General features: G+C 63.5%; 14 protein-coding genes. 3 read left to right on the top strand and 11 right to left on the bottom strand.

All coding sequences use genetic code 11. The features are described from left to right. Positions 1 to 114 precede the first annotated feature (114 nt). Complete coding sequence (locus tag KW841_RS26845; RefSeq protein WP_218480374.1) at positions 115 to 552, top strand: DUF3995 domain-containing protein; 438 nt, start codon at positions 115 to 117, stop codon at positions 550 to 552. A gap of 139 nt (positions 553 to 691) precedes the next feature. Here KW841_RS26845 and KW841_RS26840 read toward each other — a convergent pair whose 3' ends face one another. From KW841_RS26840 to KW841_RS26810, 7 genes are all read right to left on the bottom strand, one after another. Continuing rightward, the gene (locus KW841_RS26840) at positions 692 to 1,054 is read right to left on the bottom strand and encodes a Na+/H+ antiporter subunit G (protein WP_104447662.1); all 363 of its coding nucleotides are present in this window, start codon (positions 1,052 to 1,054) and stop codon (positions 692 to 694) included. Further along, positions 1,051 to 1,329 (bottom strand): K+/H+ antiporter subunit F, encoded by a 279-nt coding sequence (locus KW841_RS26835; protein WP_007973773.1) that lies wholly within the window; start codon positions 1,327 to 1,329, stop codon positions 1,051 to 1,053. Before KW841_RS26835 ends, KW841_RS26840 begins: the two co-directional genes overlap by 4 nt. Next, complete coding sequence (locus KW841_RS26830; protein ID WP_218480373.1) at positions 1,326 to 1,814, bottom strand: Na+/H+ antiporter subunit E; 489 nt, start codon at positions 1,812 to 1,814, stop codon at positions 1,326 to 1,328. The genes KW841_RS26835 and KW841_RS26830 overlap by 4 nt, the downstream gene beginning before the upstream one ends. Then, the gene (locus KW841_RS26825) at positions 1,811 to 3,496 is read right to left on the bottom strand and encodes a monovalent cation/H+ antiporter subunit D (RefSeq protein ID WP_218480372.1); all 1,686 of its coding nucleotides are present in this window, start codon (positions 3,494 to 3,496) and stop codon (positions 1,811 to 1,813) included. The genes KW841_RS26830 and KW841_RS26825 overlap by 4 nt, the downstream gene beginning before the upstream one ends. After that, positions 3,493 to 3,837, bottom strand: coding sequence for a Na+/H+ antiporter subunit C (locus tag KW841_RS26820; RefSeq protein WP_007973781.1), 345 nt, complete (start codon positions 3,835 to 3,837; stop codon positions 3,493 to 3,495). Before KW841_RS26820 ends, KW841_RS26825 begins: the two co-directional genes overlap by 4 nt. Next, positions 3,837 to 6,755 carry a monovalent cation/H+ antiporter subunit A gene (locus KW841_RS26815; RefSeq protein WP_218480371.1) on the bottom strand — a complete coding sequence of 973 codons (2,919 nt, stop codon included), beginning with the start codon at positions 6,753 to 6,755 and terminating at the stop codon, positions 3,837 to 3,839. The genes KW841_RS26820 and KW841_RS26815 overlap by 1 nt, the downstream gene beginning before the upstream one ends. Positions 6,756 to 7,023: 268 nt before the next feature. Next, positions 7,024 to 8,025 (bottom strand): DMT family transporter, encoded by a 1,002-nt coding sequence (locus KW841_RS26810; protein WP_218480370.1) that lies wholly within the window; start codon positions 8,023 to 8,025, stop codon positions 7,024 to 7,026. 15 nt (positions 8,026 to 8,040) lie between these two features. On the opposite strand from KW841_RS26810, the gene KW841_RS26805 reads away from it, so the two are divergent. Continuing rightward, positions 8,041 to 8,604 (top strand): XRE family transcriptional regulator, encoded by a 564-nt coding sequence (locus tag KW841_RS26805; RefSeq protein WP_218480369.1) that lies wholly within the window; start codon positions 8,041 to 8,043, stop codon positions 8,602 to 8,604. Between the two features lie 14 nt (positions 8,605 to 8,618). Next, positions 8,619 to 10,025 carry an FAD/NAD(P)-binding protein gene (locus KW841_RS26800; protein ID WP_218480368.1) on the top strand — a complete coding sequence of 469 codons (1,407 nt, stop codon included), beginning with the start codon at positions 8,619 to 8,621 and terminating at the stop codon, positions 10,023 to 10,025. A 206-nt stretch (positions 10,026 to 10,231) separates the two neighbouring features. Here KW841_RS26800 and KW841_RS26795 read toward each other — a convergent pair whose 3' ends face one another. From KW841_RS26795 to KW841_RS26780, 4 genes are read right to left on the bottom strand one after another with little or no spacing between them, the layout of a single operon-like run. After that, the gene (locus KW841_RS26795) at positions 10,232 to 11,683 is read right to left on the bottom strand and encodes a curlin (RefSeq protein WP_218480367.1); all 1,452 of its coding nucleotides are present in this window, start codon (positions 11,681 to 11,683) and stop codon (positions 10,232 to 10,234) included. Between the two features lie 29 nt (positions 11,684 to 11,712). After that, entirely contained in the window at positions 11,713 to 12,174 is a 462-nt protein-coding gene (locus KW841_RS26790) for a curlin (RefSeq protein WP_218480366.1), read from the bottom strand. A 60-nt stretch (positions 12,175 to 12,234) separates the two neighbouring features. Then, on the bottom strand, positions 12,235 to 14,484 hold the full coding sequence (locus KW841_RS26785; RefSeq protein WP_218480365.1) for an Ig-like domain-containing protein: 2,250 nt from the start codon (positions 14,482 to 14,484) through the stop codon (positions 12,235 to 12,237). A gap of 35 nt (positions 14,485 to 14,519) precedes the next feature. Next, positions 14,520 to 15,866 (bottom strand): hypothetical protein, encoded by a 1,347-nt coding sequence (locus KW841_RS26780; protein WP_218480364.1) that lies wholly within the window; start codon positions 15,864 to 15,866, stop codon positions 14,520 to 14,522. Positions 15,867 to 16,143 lie beyond the last annotated feature (277 nt).

The raw sequence follows: 16,143 nt of genomic DNA, 5'->3' as shown, positions 1-16,143 counted from the left end.
TGCCGCAGGTCGGGATCTTTTGATCTTTGTCATGAAAAAGCAAAATCAAGACATCGCAGCCTGCGGTAGCTCCTACAATGTTCGGTTCATATCCCTTTCAAGGATCTCTGAACCATGACCCTGTTGTTGGCTCAGTCGCTGGTGACGATCTTCGCCGTGATCAGTCTGGTGCATGTGTATTGGGCGTTGGGTGGCGAGTGGGCGGCGGTGGCGGCGGTCCCGCAAGTACCGCAGGAAGGCAGCGCAAAACTGAAACCGGCGTTCAAGCCGCGAGGCTGGATCACGCTGGTGGTGGCCGGGGCATTGCTGTTGATCGCCGTGCTGGTGTGCTGGCGGGTGGGCTGGTGGCTGCCACCCTTGCATCACTGGTCGTTGCAGTGGGCGATCAGTGCCATTGCGATCTTGCTGTTTGCCCGGGCCATTGGCGATTCGGAGCTGGTGGGCTTTTTCAAGGAGGTCAAGGGCTCGAAATTTGCCCGGCTCGACACCTGGGTTTATTCGCCGTTGTGTGTGGTGTTGGGTGCAGGGTTGTTGGCGGTGGCCTGGGTCTGATACAGCGACGTTTCTGTAGTGACAGTACTGGCCTCATCGCGAGCAAGCTCGCTCCCACAGGTTTTGTGTGCGCCACAAATCCACTGTGGGAGCGAGCTTGCTCGCGATGAGGCCGGTCCAGTCGATGCAAATCCTTGGTCTAACTACCGCTCTCCGTACGCCGACTACTCACCTCAGCCGGCACATCATCCCCGGCCATGCGCTTACGAAACAGCGCCGCCCGGGCCAGCAGCAAGGTGGTCACCGGTACGGTAATCGCCAGCAGGATCGGAATCAGCCAGGCGTGCAAGACCGGCCCAGACTTGAGCGCCGAAAAATAGATGATCGAAGCCAGCGCCACGCACCAGGCCCCGAGTGTCGAGGCCAGGGCCGGTGGGTGCATGCGCTGGAAGTAATCCTGCATGCGCAGCAGGCCCGTGGCGCCGATCAAGGCAAACAGGCTGCCGAGCACCAGCAGGATCGCCACCGGGATTTCCACCCACAACGACAAGGGCGTATTCATTCGATCACCTCACCACGCAGCAGGAATTTCGCCAGGGCGAACGAGCCGACGAAACCGAACAGGGCGATCAGCAGCGCCGCCTCGAAGTAGGTGTCACTGGCATAACGAATACCCAGCGTCAGCATCATCAGCATCGCGACGATGTACAGGTAGTCCAGCGCCAGGACCCGGTCCTGGGCCGACGGCCCTTTGAACAGGCGGATCAGGGTCAGGATCATCGCCAGGGAAAACAGGAACAGGCTCAGCAGGATCGCGTTCGCCAGCAAGGGGCTCATTCGAAGATCTCCATCAACGGACGCTCGTAGGTCGTCTTGAAGTGCTGGATGAACAGCGCCTCGTCGTCCAGGTCGAAGACGTGCAACAGCAGAATGCTGCGGTCCAGCGCCAGCTCCGACCAGACCGTACCGGGCACCACCGTGGTAATCATCGACAGCGCGGCCAGGCCGTTGGCGTCACGTAAGTCCAGCGGCACCTTGATGAATTGCGAGCGGGGCGGACGACGACCGGCATTGAGCACGCCCCAGGCCACGGCGAGGTTGGACACCAGCACATCGCGCCCGACCAGCAGGACCAGGCGCAGGATCACCCCCGGACGACGGATGCGCACCGGCAGCGGACGCAGCCTGCGCATCATCAGCGGCGCGCAGAACCCCAGCGCCGCACCCAGCAGCAGATTGCCGGGGCTGGTCGACAGGTTCAGCAACAGCCACAGCAGGCACAAGGCCAGCGACAGCACGGGTGCGGGAAACAGACGCTTCATGGTTGCACCTCCTGCGGGGTCGCCTTGGCCGTGGGGTTCGGTACGACGCGGGTGTCGAGTACCGCCATCACGTATTGCTGCGGGTTGTACAAGGCATCGGCGGCGGCCTGGGTGTAGCGCAGCAGCGGATCGGCCTTGAAGGTCAGCGCAATGCTCAAGCCCAGCAGCGCGAAGATCGGCACGCATTCCAGGCGTCGCAGCAGGGGCGATGGTCGTTCCGCCGGCGTCCAGAAGCGCTGGATGCCCAGGCGCGAGAATGCGACCAGCGACGCCAGCCCCGACACAATCAACAGCACCAGCAGGCCCCACGCAGCGTTGGAAATCGGTGCGTCGCCGCTGTTGCCCAGGCCCAGCGGACTGAGCAGGGCGCCGATCAACCCGAGTTTGCCGATAAACCCGGAGAGCGGCGGCATGCCGATGATCAGCAAGGCGCAGGCGATGAAGCTCAGGCCGAGAAACGCCATGGTCCACGGGATCACCTGGCCGACCACGGCTTTTTGGTCGTCGTCGAGGTTGGTGCCTTTGGGTGGATGCAGGGATTCCAGGGGGCGGGGCAGCAGTTCGGCTTCATCCTCGAGCTGTATCTCGTTGGCCGAGCGCGAACGCTCGATCAGTTCGGCCAGCAGGAACAGCGCGCTCAACGCCAGGGTCGAGCTGAACAGATAAAACAGCGCTGCGCCCACCAGGTTCGGCTGGGCGAAACCGATGGTCGACAACAGGATGCCCGCCGACACCAGAATGCTCAGGCTGGCCATGCGCTCCAGGCGTTGCGCGGCGAGGATCGCCAGGGCGGCGCAGACGATGGTCGCCATGCCGCCGTAGATCAGCCACTCCCCGCCAAAGAACGCCGATGCCCCGGCCTGGGCGGAGAACAGCAGCGTCCACAGGCGCAGCAAGGTGTAGACGCCGACCTTGGTCATGATCGCGAACATCGCCGCCACCGGTGCGCTGGCCGAGGAATAGGCCGGCACCAGCCAGAAGTTCAACGGCCACATGCCGGCCTTGGCCAGAAACGCGACGGCCAGGATCCCCGCGCCGGCGTGCAGCAAGCCCCGGTCGGCTTCGGACACCAGCGGGATCTTTACCGCCAGATCGGCCATGTTCAGCGTGCCGGTCACCCCATAGATCAGCGCCGCGCCAATCAGGAACAGCGACGAGGCCAGCAGGTTGATCGAGATGTAATGCAGCCCCGACGACACCCTTGCACGGCCCGAGCCGTGGAGCATCAAGCCGTAGGACGCGGCCAGCAACACCTCGAAGAATACGAACAGGTTGAACAGGTCCGCGGTGAGGAATGCGCCGTAAAGCCCCATCAACTGGATCTGGAACAGCGCGTGGAAACTCGAACCGGCGCTGTCCCAGCGGGCCATGGCGAACAGCAGGGCACTGACGCCGATGATGCCGGTCAGCACCAGCATCAGCGCTGAAAGACGATCGACCACCAGCACCAGGCCGAACGGCACTTGCCAGTTGCTCGGCAGGTACACGCCGATGGAGCCGGGCACGCCGGTGGTTTGCGTCCATTGCAACAACGCCACGGCAATGCCCAGCCCGAGCAGGCTGGAGAACAGATTGATCCTGGCCTTGAGCGGCCGGTGCTTCTCGCCGAGCATCAGCATGATCGCGGCCGTCAGCAACGGCAGCAGAATGGGCGCGACGATCAGGTGGGTCATCGCCATCATTCCCTGGGCTCCCGGCCATCCACATGGTCGGTGCCGGTCAGGCCTCGGGACGCCAGCAGCACCACCAGGAACAGCGCGGTCATGGCGAAGCTGATGACGATCGCCGTCAGTACCAGTGCTTGCGGCAACGGGTCGGTGTAGTGCAACAGATCCTGCGGCACGCCGTCCTTGATGATCGGTTCCTTGCCGATGAACAGGCTGCCCATGCTGAAAATGAACAGGTTGACGCCGTAGGACAGCAGGCACAGCCCCATCACCACCTGGAACGTCCGTGGGCGCAGGATCAGCCAGACGCCGGACGCGGCCAGGACGCCGATGGCGATTGCGATGACTTCTTCCATCAGACGGCTCCCTTGGCGGTAACGGACTTAGGCTGGGCAGCGGTTTTGTGACCGCGCACCGATTGGTGGGCGAGGGCGGTGAGGATCAGCAGGGTCGAGCCGACCACCACGCCGTATACGCCGATGTCGAAGAACAGCGCGCTGGCCAGGTGAATGTCACCCAGCAGCGGCAACGAAAAATGCCAGGTATGGGTGGTCAGGAACGGGTAGCCGACCAGCATCGCACCCAGGCCGGTGGCCGTGGCAATCATCAGGCCCGTGCCCATCCAGCGCAGCGGTCGCAGGCTCATTTGTGCCTCGACCCACTGCGTGCCGGCGACCATGTATTGCAGGATGAACGCCACCGACATCACCAGCCCGGCGACAAAGCCGCCACCCGGTTGATTGTGCCCGCGCATGAACAGGTAGAACGACACCACCAGCGCCACTGGCAACAGCAGGCGCACCAGCACCGCCGGCACCATCATGAAGCCGAGCGCGGTGTCGCTGGCGTGACGCGGGTTGACCAGGTCGGTGACCACATCCGGTGCGAGCAAGCGTTGCTGGGCCGGCAGTTGCAGGCTTTCTTTCGGCGGGCGGAAGCGACGCAGCAGGGCGTACACGGTCAGGGCCACGGCCACCAGCACGGTGATTTCACCGAGGGTGTCGAAACCACGGAAATCCACCAGCATCACGTTGACCACGTTGCTGCCGCCGCCTTCGGGCAAGGCGCGACTCAGGTAGAAGGAGGAAATGTCGTTGGGGGTCTGGCGCGTCAGCATGGCGTAGGCCAGCAACGCCATGCCGACACCGACCGAGGACGACAACAGCAAGTCGCGTATCCGCCGCACCCGCGCGCGGCGCAGGCTGCCCGGCAACGGCGAGACTTCTTCGATCCGTCGTGGCAGCCAGCGCAGGCCCAGCAGTATCAGCACCGTGGTCACCACTTCGACCGCCAGTTGGGTCAGGGCCAGGTCCGGCGCCGAGAACCAGACGAAGGTGACGCAGGTCATCAGGCCGCAGACGCTGACCATGGTCAGGGCTGCCAGACGGTGATACTTGGCCTGGTATGCCGCGCCAAGGGCACAGGCGATGGCCAGCAACCACAGGGTGACGAAGACGATCGAGCCGGGGATCTTCGGCCGGTCGCCCCAGTGCAGGCTGCTGTGCAGCATGGGAATCAAGCCGGCCAGCACGGCGGCGAGCACCACCAGGAACAACTGCATCTGCAGGCGCCGGGTGCCCATCCGCGATTCCAGACGACGGGCCAGGCGCAGGCTGGCGACCAGTGCCCATTCGAACAGGTGCTTGCCGTCCAGGCGACCGATGACGGGCGGGCGGTTGAAGCGTCCGCGCTTGAATTGATTGCGCAGCAGCAGGTAGAGCACGGTGCCGCAGGACAAGGCGATCAGGCTCATGATCATCGGCGCGTTCAGGCCGTGCCAGATCGCCAGGCTGTATTCGGGCAGCGTGCCGCCAACCACCGGTTGCGCCGCCGCCGCGAGCAACGGGCCGACCACCTGCGCCGGGAATATCCCCACCAGCAGGCAAGTGAACACCAGCAGCTCGACCGGGGCGCGCATCCAGCGCGGTGGTTCGTGGGGGGTGTGAGGCAAGTCGGTCGCGGGCGGACCGAAGAACACATCCACGGTGAAACGCAGGGAGTAGGCCACGCTGAAGGTACCGGCGATCGTTGCCACGATCGGCAGGCTCAGCTCGACCCAGCGCGTGGCATTGATGAACACGGTTTCGGCGAAGAACATCTCTTTGGAGAGGAAGCCGTTGAGCAACGGCACGCCGGCCATCGAGGCGCTGGCGACCATGGCCAGGGTGGCGGTGAACGGCATCAGCTTGTACAGGCCGCTGAGTTTGCGGATATCGCGGGTGCCGCTTTCATGGTCGATGATGCCCGCGGCCATGAACAACGAGGCCTTGAACGTCGCGTGGTTGAGGATGTGGAACACCGCGGCGACGGCGGCCAGCGGGCTGTTCAGGCCGAGCAGCAGGGTGATCAGGCCGAGGTGGCTGATGGTCGAGTAGGCCAGCAGTCCCTTGAGGTCGTTCTGGAACATCGCGCAATACGCCCCGAGCAACAGGGTGCAGGCACCGGCGCCGCTGACGATGTAGAACCATTCTTCACTGCCCGAAAGCGACGGCCATAGCCGCGCGAGCAGAAACACCCCGGCCTTGACCATGGTCGCCGAGTGCAGGTACGCCGACACGGGCGTCGGCGCGGCCATGGCGTGGGGCAGCCAGAAGTGGAAGGGGAATTGCGCGCTTTTGCTCAAGGCGCCGATCAGGATCAGGGGCAACAGGATGGGGTAGAGGGCATGGGCACGAATCAGGTCGCCGGCGGCCAGGACCTTGTCCAGTTCATAGCTGCCGACCACATGGCCGAGCAGCATGACCCCCGCCAGCAGGCACAAACCGCCCGCACCGGTCACCATCAGCGCCATGTAGGCACCGCGCCGGGCATCGGCGCGATGGTGCCAGTAACCAATCAGCAGGAACGAGAAGAGGCTGGTCAGCTCCCAGAAAAACACGATCTGGATCAGGTTGCCGGAGATCACCAGCCCCAGCATGGCGCCCATGAAGGCCAGGAAAAACGCGAAGAAGCGCGGCACCGGATCGTTCGGCGACATGTAGTAGCGAGCGTACAGCGACACCAGGGTGCCGATGCCCAGCACCAGCAGGGAGAACAGCCAGGCGAAACCGTCCATGCGCAGGACGAAGTTCAGGCCCAGGCTGGGCAGCCAGGAAAACTCTTCGCGAATGACGCCGCCATGGGCGATCTGCGGGTACAGGAATGCGACCTGGACGCTGCCGATCAGGGCGATCAGGCCAGCCAGCAGGGATTCGGCGTTACGGGCATTGTGCGGCAACACGGCCGCCAAACAGCTGCCTATGAATGGCAGAAGCAGTAGAACTATCAGGGACATAGGCTTCTAATCTGCGGAAGTTTGTGAGGCATCATACGTGCCAGCTCCCGGATCGCCAAACGCCAAGCTGTCGCAGAATCCTACACGGTAGACGGAAAAGCCCTGTTTAACATTGTTTCAGAGAGGGGGGTGTCTGGACCGGCCCCTTCGCGGGCAAGCCCGCTCCCACAGTGTCCGCGTCGTACACAAGTTATGTGAACGCCTCTGAACCTGTGGGAGCGGGCTTGCCCGCGAAGGCGATTTATCTGGCGATGCGGAAACCTGCGGTTTATCGCTGTGTTTCCTGCTCCAGTTCCCGCTCAGCAGCCGCCTTACCCTTGGTCTTCAGCTCACTGACAATCACCGCCGCGACAATCAACCCGGCCCCGACCAGGGCAATCGCCGGCAGGCGTTCCCCGGCGATGCGCCCGACAATCCCGGCCCATACCGGCTCACCGGCATAGATCAGCGTGGCGCGGGTCGGAGACACGCTTTTCTGTGCCCAGTTCATCGCCACCTGAATCGCCGCACTCGCCGCCCCGAGGCCCAGTGCGCTGCACAACAGCAGCCAGGAGAAGTCCGGAATCGCCTCGTTGGTCGGCACCACCATCAGGAACGACAACACCGACGTGACCGCCAGTTGCACCACCGTCACCCGGCGCACATCGACCTGGCCGGCATAGGTGCTGATCAGGATGATCTCGGCCGCAATGGCCACGGCGCTGATCAAGGTGGCGATTTCACCGGGGCTGAAGTTGAACGAAGCACCGGACGGCCCGGACAACAGCATCAACCCGGTAAAGGCCAGCATGATGCCGATGCTCGGCATCAACCCCGGACGCCGCCCCAGCACCAGCCATTGCAGCAATGGCACGAACGGAACATAAAGCGCGGTAATGAATGCCGATTGGCTGCTGGGAATGCTCTGCAACCCGACCGTCTGCAAGCCGTAGCCGAGCATGATCGCCACGCCGATGAACGAACCGGCCTTGAGTTCGAACAGGGTCAGGTCGCGCAGGTGACGCCAGGAGAACAGGGCGACGATGCTCGCGGCGGCGGCAAAGCGCAGGCCGACGAAAAACATCGGGCCGCTGACGGTCATCGCATGCTGGACCAGCAGGAAGGTTCCGCCCCAGACCATCGTGATCAGCACCAGCACGCATTCGGCCTTGCTGAACCTTGTGAAACGGGAGGAAGCCTTTGGGGAATTCACCGACGTCATGACCTTGCACGCTATTGGAGGGCGACGCACAATGCGCCGAATGTTGCGCAGTATACTGCCCAACCCCACTCAGTGAGCAATATAGTGCACAAAGATTCTACCCAACGGGCTTCGGTCCTCCAGCACGTCAGTCAAAATGTTCGTCGTTTGCGTCATGCCGCCGACCTGAGCCAGACCGCGCTGGCCGAAAAGTCCGGTGTCAGCCGCCGAATGCTGGTGGCGATCGAGGCGGGGGAAAAGAATGTCAGTCTGACCACCCTCGACCGGGTGGCCGAAGCGCTCGACGTCGCCTTCAGTGATTTGATCCAGGCCCCCGATGCTCGCGATCCCAGCCGTATCAACGAACTGGCCTGGACCGGCACGATCCCCGGCAGTAGGGCGGTGTTGCTCTCCAAGGCCAGCGCCAGCCGCGAAGTCGAGCAGTGGGAGTGGTGCCTGCAACCGGGCGAGGTGTATCCCTCGGAGCCGGACGCCGATGGCTGGAGCGAGCAGATTTATGTCTTCGAAGGTTGCCTGACCGTTATGCTCGGCGACCGGCCACAGAATATTGCGGCGGGTGAATTCTTCATGTTCGCCAGCAACCAGCCGCACTGTTATCGCAATGACGGGACGGTAGCGGCGCGGTTTGTGCGAAATGTGGTGATCTGAACAGGGAGAGCAGGATGGGCCAGACCTTGAACAATGACGCCGATGTCCTGATTGTCGGTGGCGGCCTCAGTGGCGCGATGCTGGCGGCGCAGTTGATGCGCTTGCCCGGCCGGCGTCGGGTGCTGGTGATCGAACCCCGGGCCGAGTTGGGGCGGGGCGAAGCCTACAGCGCGGTGGAGTTGGGCCACACGCTCAACGGCAACGCGGCGCGGATGAGTGTCGACCCGGACAACCCCGACGACCTGACCCAATGGCTCACCGACTACATTGCCGGCGGGGGCTGGCCGGAGTCGGACCAGCAGCATGTGCCGATCAGCGAATTGTTTCCGCCTCGGGGAATCTTCGGCCTGTACGCTCGGCAGCGCCTTGCAGAAGCGCAGGCGGTGGGCGCCTTGGTCGGTTCGACGGTCGAGCATGTGCAGGCCGAGGTGGTCGATTTGCAAACCGATGCAGACGCCGTGCGTTTGACCTTGAGCGACGGCCAATGCTTGCAGGGCGCTTTTGCGGTACTGGCCACCGGGATGTTTCCCGCCGCGCGCACGCCACAAACCCAATCCAGCGGCTTGAATGCGGCCGCCCTCGATCCGTGGGATGTGGCGGCCATGCAGCAGCTCGATGCGCAATCGACGGTCATGATCATCGGCTCGGGCCTGACCATGGTCGACGCCGTGGTGTCCCTCGAACAGGCCGGCCATCGCGGGCCGATCGAAGTGTTTTCCCGCCATGGTCTGCTGCCCCATGTGCGCCGCCAGCCACCGGCCTGGGTGGATTTTCTCGCCGAGGATCAGGACATCCGCACACCTCGCCAGTTGCTGCGCGAATTGCGTCGACACTGCCGGGACGCCATCGCCCAGGGCATCGACTGGCAGGCGCCACTGGACACGGTACGGGCACACATTGGCCGCTTGTGGCATCAGGCGACGGATGTGCAGCGTCGGCAGTTCGTGCGGCATGTGCGGCCCTGGTGGGAAAGCCATCACCACCGCTCGCCACCCTTGAGTGCCGAACTGGTCGAGCGTTTGTATAAAGAAGGACGGCTGCGTATTCACGCAGCGTCCTACCAGGGCCTTGAGCCTTCGATCAATGGCGGGGTGAGCATCCGCCTTCGACGACGCGGCGAGGCGCAGGCCTGTGTGGTCAGCGGTGCTGCCCTGATCAACTCCAGCGGTATCGAATACGACTGGCGCCGGGTCGCTCGACCGTTGCCCCGGCAACTGCTCGCCCGTGGCCTGGTGCGGCCCGGGCCGTTGGCCCTGGGCATCGCGGCAGAAGTCGATGGCGCGGTGCTGAACGCCGAGGGGCTGCCCGCCAGCCGTCTGTTTGCCATGGGCCCGCCGTTGCGCGGCATGTGGTGGGAAAGCACGGCCGTCACCGATGTGGCGAGCCAGGCCAAGGCGCTGGCCGAGCGACTGGTGCGCTAAGGCCGCCCATTCAACACACCGCGCCGGTAGGAGCAGCCTTCGGCAGCTCCTACCCTGTAGGAGCGAGCTTGCTCGCGATAAACCTGAGAACACCGCGGGGTGTCAGGCTCCCCGCATCATCGTTGACCTCCATCGCGAGCAAGCTCGCTCCTACATGTCGGGCGGTGTTCCGTTTTTCCAAGTAACCCGCCCCGCAACCCCCCCGATTACTGCTGCATCACGGTTGCCTGGTTGGTCGAACCATATTGTTGCACGGTGGCCGTCTGGGTCATGCCGCTCTGGTCGATGTTGGCGATGTTGCCGGTGCCGCCCTGGGTCACGTACGCCACGTTCATGGTATCGGCCTGTTTGACGGTGATCATGTTGTCGCTGCTGCCGGACAATTGCTGGGTGTACGCGCGGTTGCTGCTGCCGTCCTGATTGAACTCGGTGCTGTTGCCCGAACCCATTGTGCTGCCCATGGCCAGGTTGGTCTCGCCGCGCTGGTCGGAGATCAGGATGTTGTCAGTGCCGTTCTGGTCGAAGTACAGCTCGTTATACAAATTGTCCTGGCTGACGGTGGTTTTGTTGCCGGTACCGGTCTGGTTAGTGGTCACGATATGGCCGGTGCCGTTCTGGGTGAAATTGGCGACGTTGTCGTAGCCATTCTGGTTGATGGTCGCACGCTGGTTCTTGCCGAACTGGCCGCCGGCTTGCGGGCCTTTCCAGTTGCTGGCGTAGACCTTGTTGCCGTCACCTGTGGTGGTGACATTGAGCACCTGGTCAGTGCCGTTTTGATAGGTGAAATGCACGTTGCCGTTGCCTTGTTGATACAGCGCCAGGGTCGAGTTGGCGGATTCGTACTGGTCGGCATAGATGGCATTGAGGTTGCCGACCTGCAGCACCGAAGCCACGTTGTTATCGCCAAAGCTCTGGTCGACGATGGTTTCGTTGGTGTTCCCGTATTGGTTGATGGTGGCCTGGCTGGCGACCTGAGTCTCTTGCCAGACTTCGGTGCCGTTGCCGTTGCCCTGCTGGTTGATGGACAGGTTACCGCCCTGGCCGTTGCGCTGGTCGCCATAGGCATAGTTGCCGTCGCCGTTCTGGTTGATGTCCATCCGGGCGCCGTTGTGCAACACCTGTTCGGCGGTGCCGTAGTTCTCGTTACCGTGCTGGGTGACCGTTGCTTTGTTGCCGATGCCCACCTCCGTCTGTTCGACGTTGGCTTCGTTGTTGTCACCGAACTGGAAGGTCTTGGCGGACGCGCCGTCCTGACTGCTCTGGTAGATGAGCGAGAAGTTGCCGTTACCTTCCTGTTGCTGCAAGGCCTCACTGCTACCCACGCCGATTGACTGGCTGGCATGGGTGTTGTTGTACGTGCCGGATTGCAGCTGCTGGATGGTGCTGCCGTCTTCGTGCAACTGCTCGGCATATCCGGCGTTGTACTGGCCGGACTGTTGCTGGTCGATGGTGCTGGTGGCGCTGTCCTGCACCGCCGCGGCATCGTTGGCCAGCCCCTGTTGCTGTTGATTGGCGCTACTGAGCGCAGCCGCGATCTGCTTCACGTCGGCGATGTTGGCGGTGCCGTCCTGAAACTGGTTGGAAATGCTGTCTTCAGCCATGGCCTGGGCACTGGCCATGACGAGGATCGCGGCGGTGAGGGGCGTCAATTTGAACATGATTGAATCTCCATATAGGGTGCAGTGCTTTAACGATATTGTTTGACCGAAACGCTCATGCCGTTCCCGGACTGGTTCACGGCGCTTTGCAGCCCCGTGCCGGCCTGGTCGATGCTGGCGCTGTTGTCATTGCCGTTCTGCGAGATCCGGGCGCGGTTGTGGCTGCCTGTCTGGGTAATCGAGGCATCGTTACCGGAGCCTTGCTGATTGATCATTGCCATCAAGTCGCTTCCTTGTTGCAGGATGTAAGCCTCCTGATTGCTTCCCGCCTGGACGATGGTGCCCAGCAACGACTGACCGTTCTGTTGCAGCATCGCGACGTTGGCCTGGCCGTTCTGGTCGATCAGCGCGTGCTGACCTGTGGGTGGTGGCAACTCACCAAGATCGCCACCGGGGCCGAGGTCCGCGTTTTCCAGCAGATCGTCGGCGTGCACGCCTGTAATGCCGCACAGCAGAAGCAGGCAGAGCAAGGTGGCAGTCGAAGTTTTCATGGACCTGTCCTTAGGTTTGAAGCCGGCCCCATCAACCCGCGTGGCTGATGGGGCGTGGGCTCAGTTGGCGATCACCGGCACCGAACGCACGGAGCCTTGGGACGAGGTGATCGTGGCGGTCGGGTTCGCCGACGGAACCACCGTGGTGGTGTTGTTCACCGTCAACTTCCAGCGTCCATTCACCGGTACAGAGGTGGTGCCCAGTGTGACCAGCCCGGCAGGGGTCGTGACCTTGACGGTGATGGTGTTGCCGGTGGTCACCGATGAGGTGCCGGCAAAGTTCCAGGTGAAGCGGTTGTTGGAGCGGGCGCTCACCGTTGCGGTGGTCACGGCGAAGGTTTCCGCAGCAGGCCTTGGCGAGACCTGTACCGTGACCGTGGCCGGCGTCGTCGACACGGCGCCGAAGCTGTCCCTGGCGAAGTAGGTGAAGGTCGTGGTGAAGGCCGTGGGGACGCTGGCCGGTGGCGTGTAGGTGAGCACCGTACCGTTACTGCTGACGGTGCCGCGACCTGTCGGTAGCGGAGTGAAGCTGGCGACGGCCAGCGGCAGGTTGCCTTCCGGATCGGTGTCGTTGGCCAGCACGTTGATCGGGATCGCCACACCCAGGGTCGTGACAGCATCGGCGACTGCCACCGGAGGCCGGTTAGGCGCCACGGTAATGGTCACGGTTGCCGCCGTCGTCGAGGCCAGGCCTTTGACGTCCTGGGCCTTGTAGGTGAAGGTCGCGGTCAGCGGCGCGTTGACCACGGCGGGAGGGGTGTAGACCACCGCCGTGGTGCCGCTCAATGCCACGGTGCCCTGACCGGTGGCCGGTGGGGTCAGCGCGGTAATGCTCAGCGGTGTGTTGCCATCAGGGTCCCTGTCGTTGGCCAGCAGGTTGAGGGTGATCGGCACGCCGAAGCTGGTGCTGCCGGTATCGGCGACGGAGATCGGTGCCTGGTTGGCGCCGGTGTCCGGTGCAGTGCCGACGACGACAACCGGCTCGGTGTCACTGCCACCGGCGGCGGATTTCACCGTGACGGTTGCAGGTGGTTGGGCCAGGTCAGCCACCGTCAGGCGTTGCAGGGTGCCGGATTTCGTCAGTCGTCCGAAACCCTGGGCGACCATGTCCGGTACCACCACTTCGTCTGTGGAGGTGGCTTCGATCAGCAGGCTGTGGTTGCTCCAGCTATACCGAGCGGTCTGGATTTTCACCACGTCCGACAGCTTGCTCGACACCGCGGTCGGGCGGGTGGTGCCGGCCGGGTTGGTGGCGGTCACCACCACGACCGGAGGCACGGTGCCGTTGGCCAGCAGATGCTGGGCGAAGAACGTGCCGTTGTTATCGCTCACCATGCTGGTCTGGCAAGGCGTGGGTGGCGGGCCGGGCACCAGGGCGATGCTTTCGCGAAAGCACAGGGTCGAACCGTTGGCGGCTTTGGCGAACACTTCGACCCGGGTGCTGTTGCCCCCCGTGCCAGCGGTGCGCCGGTAGGTGGCACGGCTCATGTCCACCGCGGTTTGCGCACGGCTGTCGAGCACCTTGCCGGCCACGGTGAAGAGGTTGGTCTGGATGGTCCCGGCCGGACCCTGGATGCGTACGAAGTTGGTGTTGTTGGGGCTGCCGGTCACGGCCTCGGTGAGGTTTGGGTCACCGATGAAGGTTTCGACCGCGCCGGTGTCCGGATTCACCGCGGTGTAGGGGCCGTTGACGCTGCGCAGGAACGGCCCGATCGCGCCGTTGACCGCACCGGTGAACACCCCTGGCGCACCGATGCCGACGTCCCGGGTGATGTTGATCGCACGACGTCCGGGAGTGGTGACGTTGACCGTTTCCACACCATAGGGGTGGGTAATGGTGTAGGTCCCGGCAGTGGGAACATTTATCCGCATGCGAATCCGCGCGAAGCTGATCTGGTCGCCGTCGACCGGATTGCCGCCGGCAAATGCAGCCTCGATCCCGGCGACATAAGCATCCATGCCATAACCGGCGGCGTTGTTGGGGATGGTGGTTTCGGCCAGGTACCAGAAGGCTTCGTCCGGCCAGTTATCGGGGAACACCATCGGTTGGGTGTCGTCGAAAATGCCGGGTGTCGGCAGCAGGGTGCACATGTAGGCCGGCGGCACACTGGCAGCGACCCGTGTGCTGACGGCGCGGGACTGGCACAGCTCCATCGACAGCTGATTTTGGTCCTGATACCAGATCGGGAATTTCCCGGTGGCAAAGGTGTAAGGGCCGGGATCGACGGCGGCGAGTTGCGCGAAAGCACTGCCGGACAGCGATAGAGTCAGTCCCAGGGCGTTGACCGCCAGGCGTGGCCATTTGTTCATGATGCCTCCTGATGAGGATCTGGGCATGTGAGCGTTCATTGCACGATGACCACTTCTTCGGTATCGCTGCCGCCATTGGATGACGTCACGCGAACCTGGGCTGGCGGAATCGGCGTGATGCCGGTGGCCAGGCTTTTCACGGCGCCGTCGCCACTCAGGGCGCCGATGGCAAGACCGGCGCCGGTGGTAGCCGTGAGCACCGGTGGCGATGTTTCATCGCTGGTCGAGGCGGTGATGCTGATTTGCCCGGTGTTCAGGCTGTACTCGGCACGTGAGATCGTCACCAGGTCGGTCAGCGGCATGGGCAAGACGGTCGGCGTGCTGCTTGGGATCGCCAGGTGGTTGTCGGCGGTCACCTGCAAGGTGCTCGGCAGGGCCGGATTGCTCGGCGACTGCGCATACCAGTGGCCGGTGGTGTCCGCTTCGGAGAAGTTCAGCACCGGGTTGTTGCTGGTCAGGGTCACGCTGGCCGGTGGCGGCGGGGCCATCACGAACACATCCTGCTGGGCCACCGGTGCGCTGGCGCCGGCATGTCGCGAGTAGGTGCTGCGTTCGGCGATCACCGGAGTCGGCCGGACCACCGACGACAACTTGCCGGAAACGGCGAAGAGGGTGGTGCGCAAGTCCAGGCCATTGGGGCCTTCGATGCGCACGTAGTTGGTATTGAACGGGCTGCCGGTCACGGCTTCGTTGAGGTTTGGGTCGCCGACGAATTTTTCCGCCTGGCCCGTGGTCGGGTTGGTCTCGGTGTAGGGGCCGTTGACGCTGCGCAGGAACGGCCCGACGTCACCCTTGAGCGCGCCGTTGTAGGTTTTTGGCGCGCCGATGCCGATGTCCCGGGTCATGTTGATCGCCCGCCGGCCGGGGGTGTCGATATTGAATACCTCGACGCCATAGGGGTGGGTGATGACATAGGTGCCGGCGACGGGCACGTCGACGCGGATACGGATACGGGCGAAACTGATCTGATCGCCCTCCAGCGGATCACCCCCGCTGAAGGCGGCTTCGAGCGCCGAGACATAGGTCAGGTCGATGCCTCGGGCGGCGTCGACGATGGTCGTTTCGCCGGTCGCCCAGAACGCTTCGTCGGGGAAGTTGGTCGGGAAGACCAACGGTTGGGTGTCATCGAAAATCCCGGGGTTCGGGATCAACGAGCACATGTAAGTCGGGGCTCCAGGTGCGCTGGCAACCCTGGAACTGACAGCCTTTGACAGGCACAGGTCAAGTGTTCGGCCGTGGGAATCTTGATACCAGGCGGCGAAATTGCCATTGGCTGGCAGGTAGGGTCCCGGGTCTACGGCAAACAGCGCTGCCTGGGCGATGCCTTGGGCCAGAGCGGTCACGACCAGTGCAGTCGCGGTTTTGCACAGTAAAGGGTGCATGAGTATTCCCTCTATCGAAGTACCTGCCCCTTGGGGATGGGCCAGTTGGCAGGGAGGATGGCAACTTCCATACCAATCAGCGAAAACGCCCGGGAGAGGCCCGGAGTAAAGGCATTGACGCAGTCGCGGCCGAGAGACCGGGAAGGGCTCAAACGGGCGGGTGCCCCCAATATTGGGGGTGATGGGGCGTAGGGGCGGGCGGGGAATCACAACCCCCAGGTTCGGGCAATTTGCCTTGGGTGGGCTATAAACCAATGGGGGGTTACCGGGAAGGTGT

Source organism: Pseudomonas sp. PDM28 (assembly GCF_019219115.1).
Lineage (GTDB): Bacteria > Pseudomonadota > Gammaproteobacteria > Pseudomonadales > Pseudomonadaceae > Aquipseudomonas > Aquipseudomonas laurylsulfatiphila.
This window is presented reverse-complemented; position numbering and strand designations above follow the sequence as displayed.

Coding starts and splice junctions, on each gene's coding strand:
- KW841_RS26845 (WP_218480374.1), top strand. CDS start 115: ATGACCCTGTTGTTGGCTCAGTCGCTGGTGACGATCTTCGCCGTGATC.
- KW841_RS26840 (WP_104447662.1), bottom strand. CDS start 1,054: ATGAATACGCCCTTGTCGTTGTGGGTGGAAATCCCGGTGGCGATCCTG.
- KW841_RS26835 (WP_007973773.1), bottom strand. CDS start 1,329: ATGAGCCCCTTGCTGGCGAACGCGATCCTGCTGAGCCTGTTCCTGTTT.
- KW841_RS26830 (WP_218480373.1), bottom strand. CDS start 1,814: ATGAAGCGTCTGTTTCCCGCACCCGTGCTGTCGCTGGCCTTGTGCCTG.
- KW841_RS26825 (WP_218480372.1), bottom strand. CDS start 3,496: ATGATGGCGATGACCCACCTGATCGTCGCGCCCATTCTGCTGCCGTTG.
- KW841_RS26820 (WP_007973781.1), bottom strand. CDS start 3,837: ATGGAAGAAGTCATCGCAATCGCCATCGGCGTCCTGGCCGCGTCCGGC.
- KW841_RS26815 (WP_218480371.1), bottom strand. CDS start 6,755: ATGTCCCTGATAGTTCTACTGCTTCTGCCATTCATAGGCAGCTGTTTG.
- KW841_RS26800 (WP_218480368.1), top strand. CDS start 8,619: ATGGGCCAGACCTTGAACAATGACGCCGATGTCCTGATTGTCGGTGGC.
- KW841_RS26795 (WP_218480367.1), bottom strand. CDS start 11,683: ATGTTCAAATTGACGCCCCTCACCGCCGCGATCCTCGTCATGGCCAGT.
- KW841_RS26790 (WP_218480366.1), bottom strand. CDS start 12,174: ATGAAAACTTCGACTGCCACCTTGCTCTGCCTGCTTCTGCTGTGCGGC.
- KW841_RS26785 (WP_218480365.1), bottom strand. CDS start 14,484: ATGAACAAATGGCCACGCCTGGCGGTCAACGCCCTGGGACTGACTCTA.
- KW841_RS26780 (WP_218480364.1), bottom strand. CDS start 15,866: ATGCACCCTTTACTGTGCAAAACCGCGACTGCACTGGTCGTGACCGCT.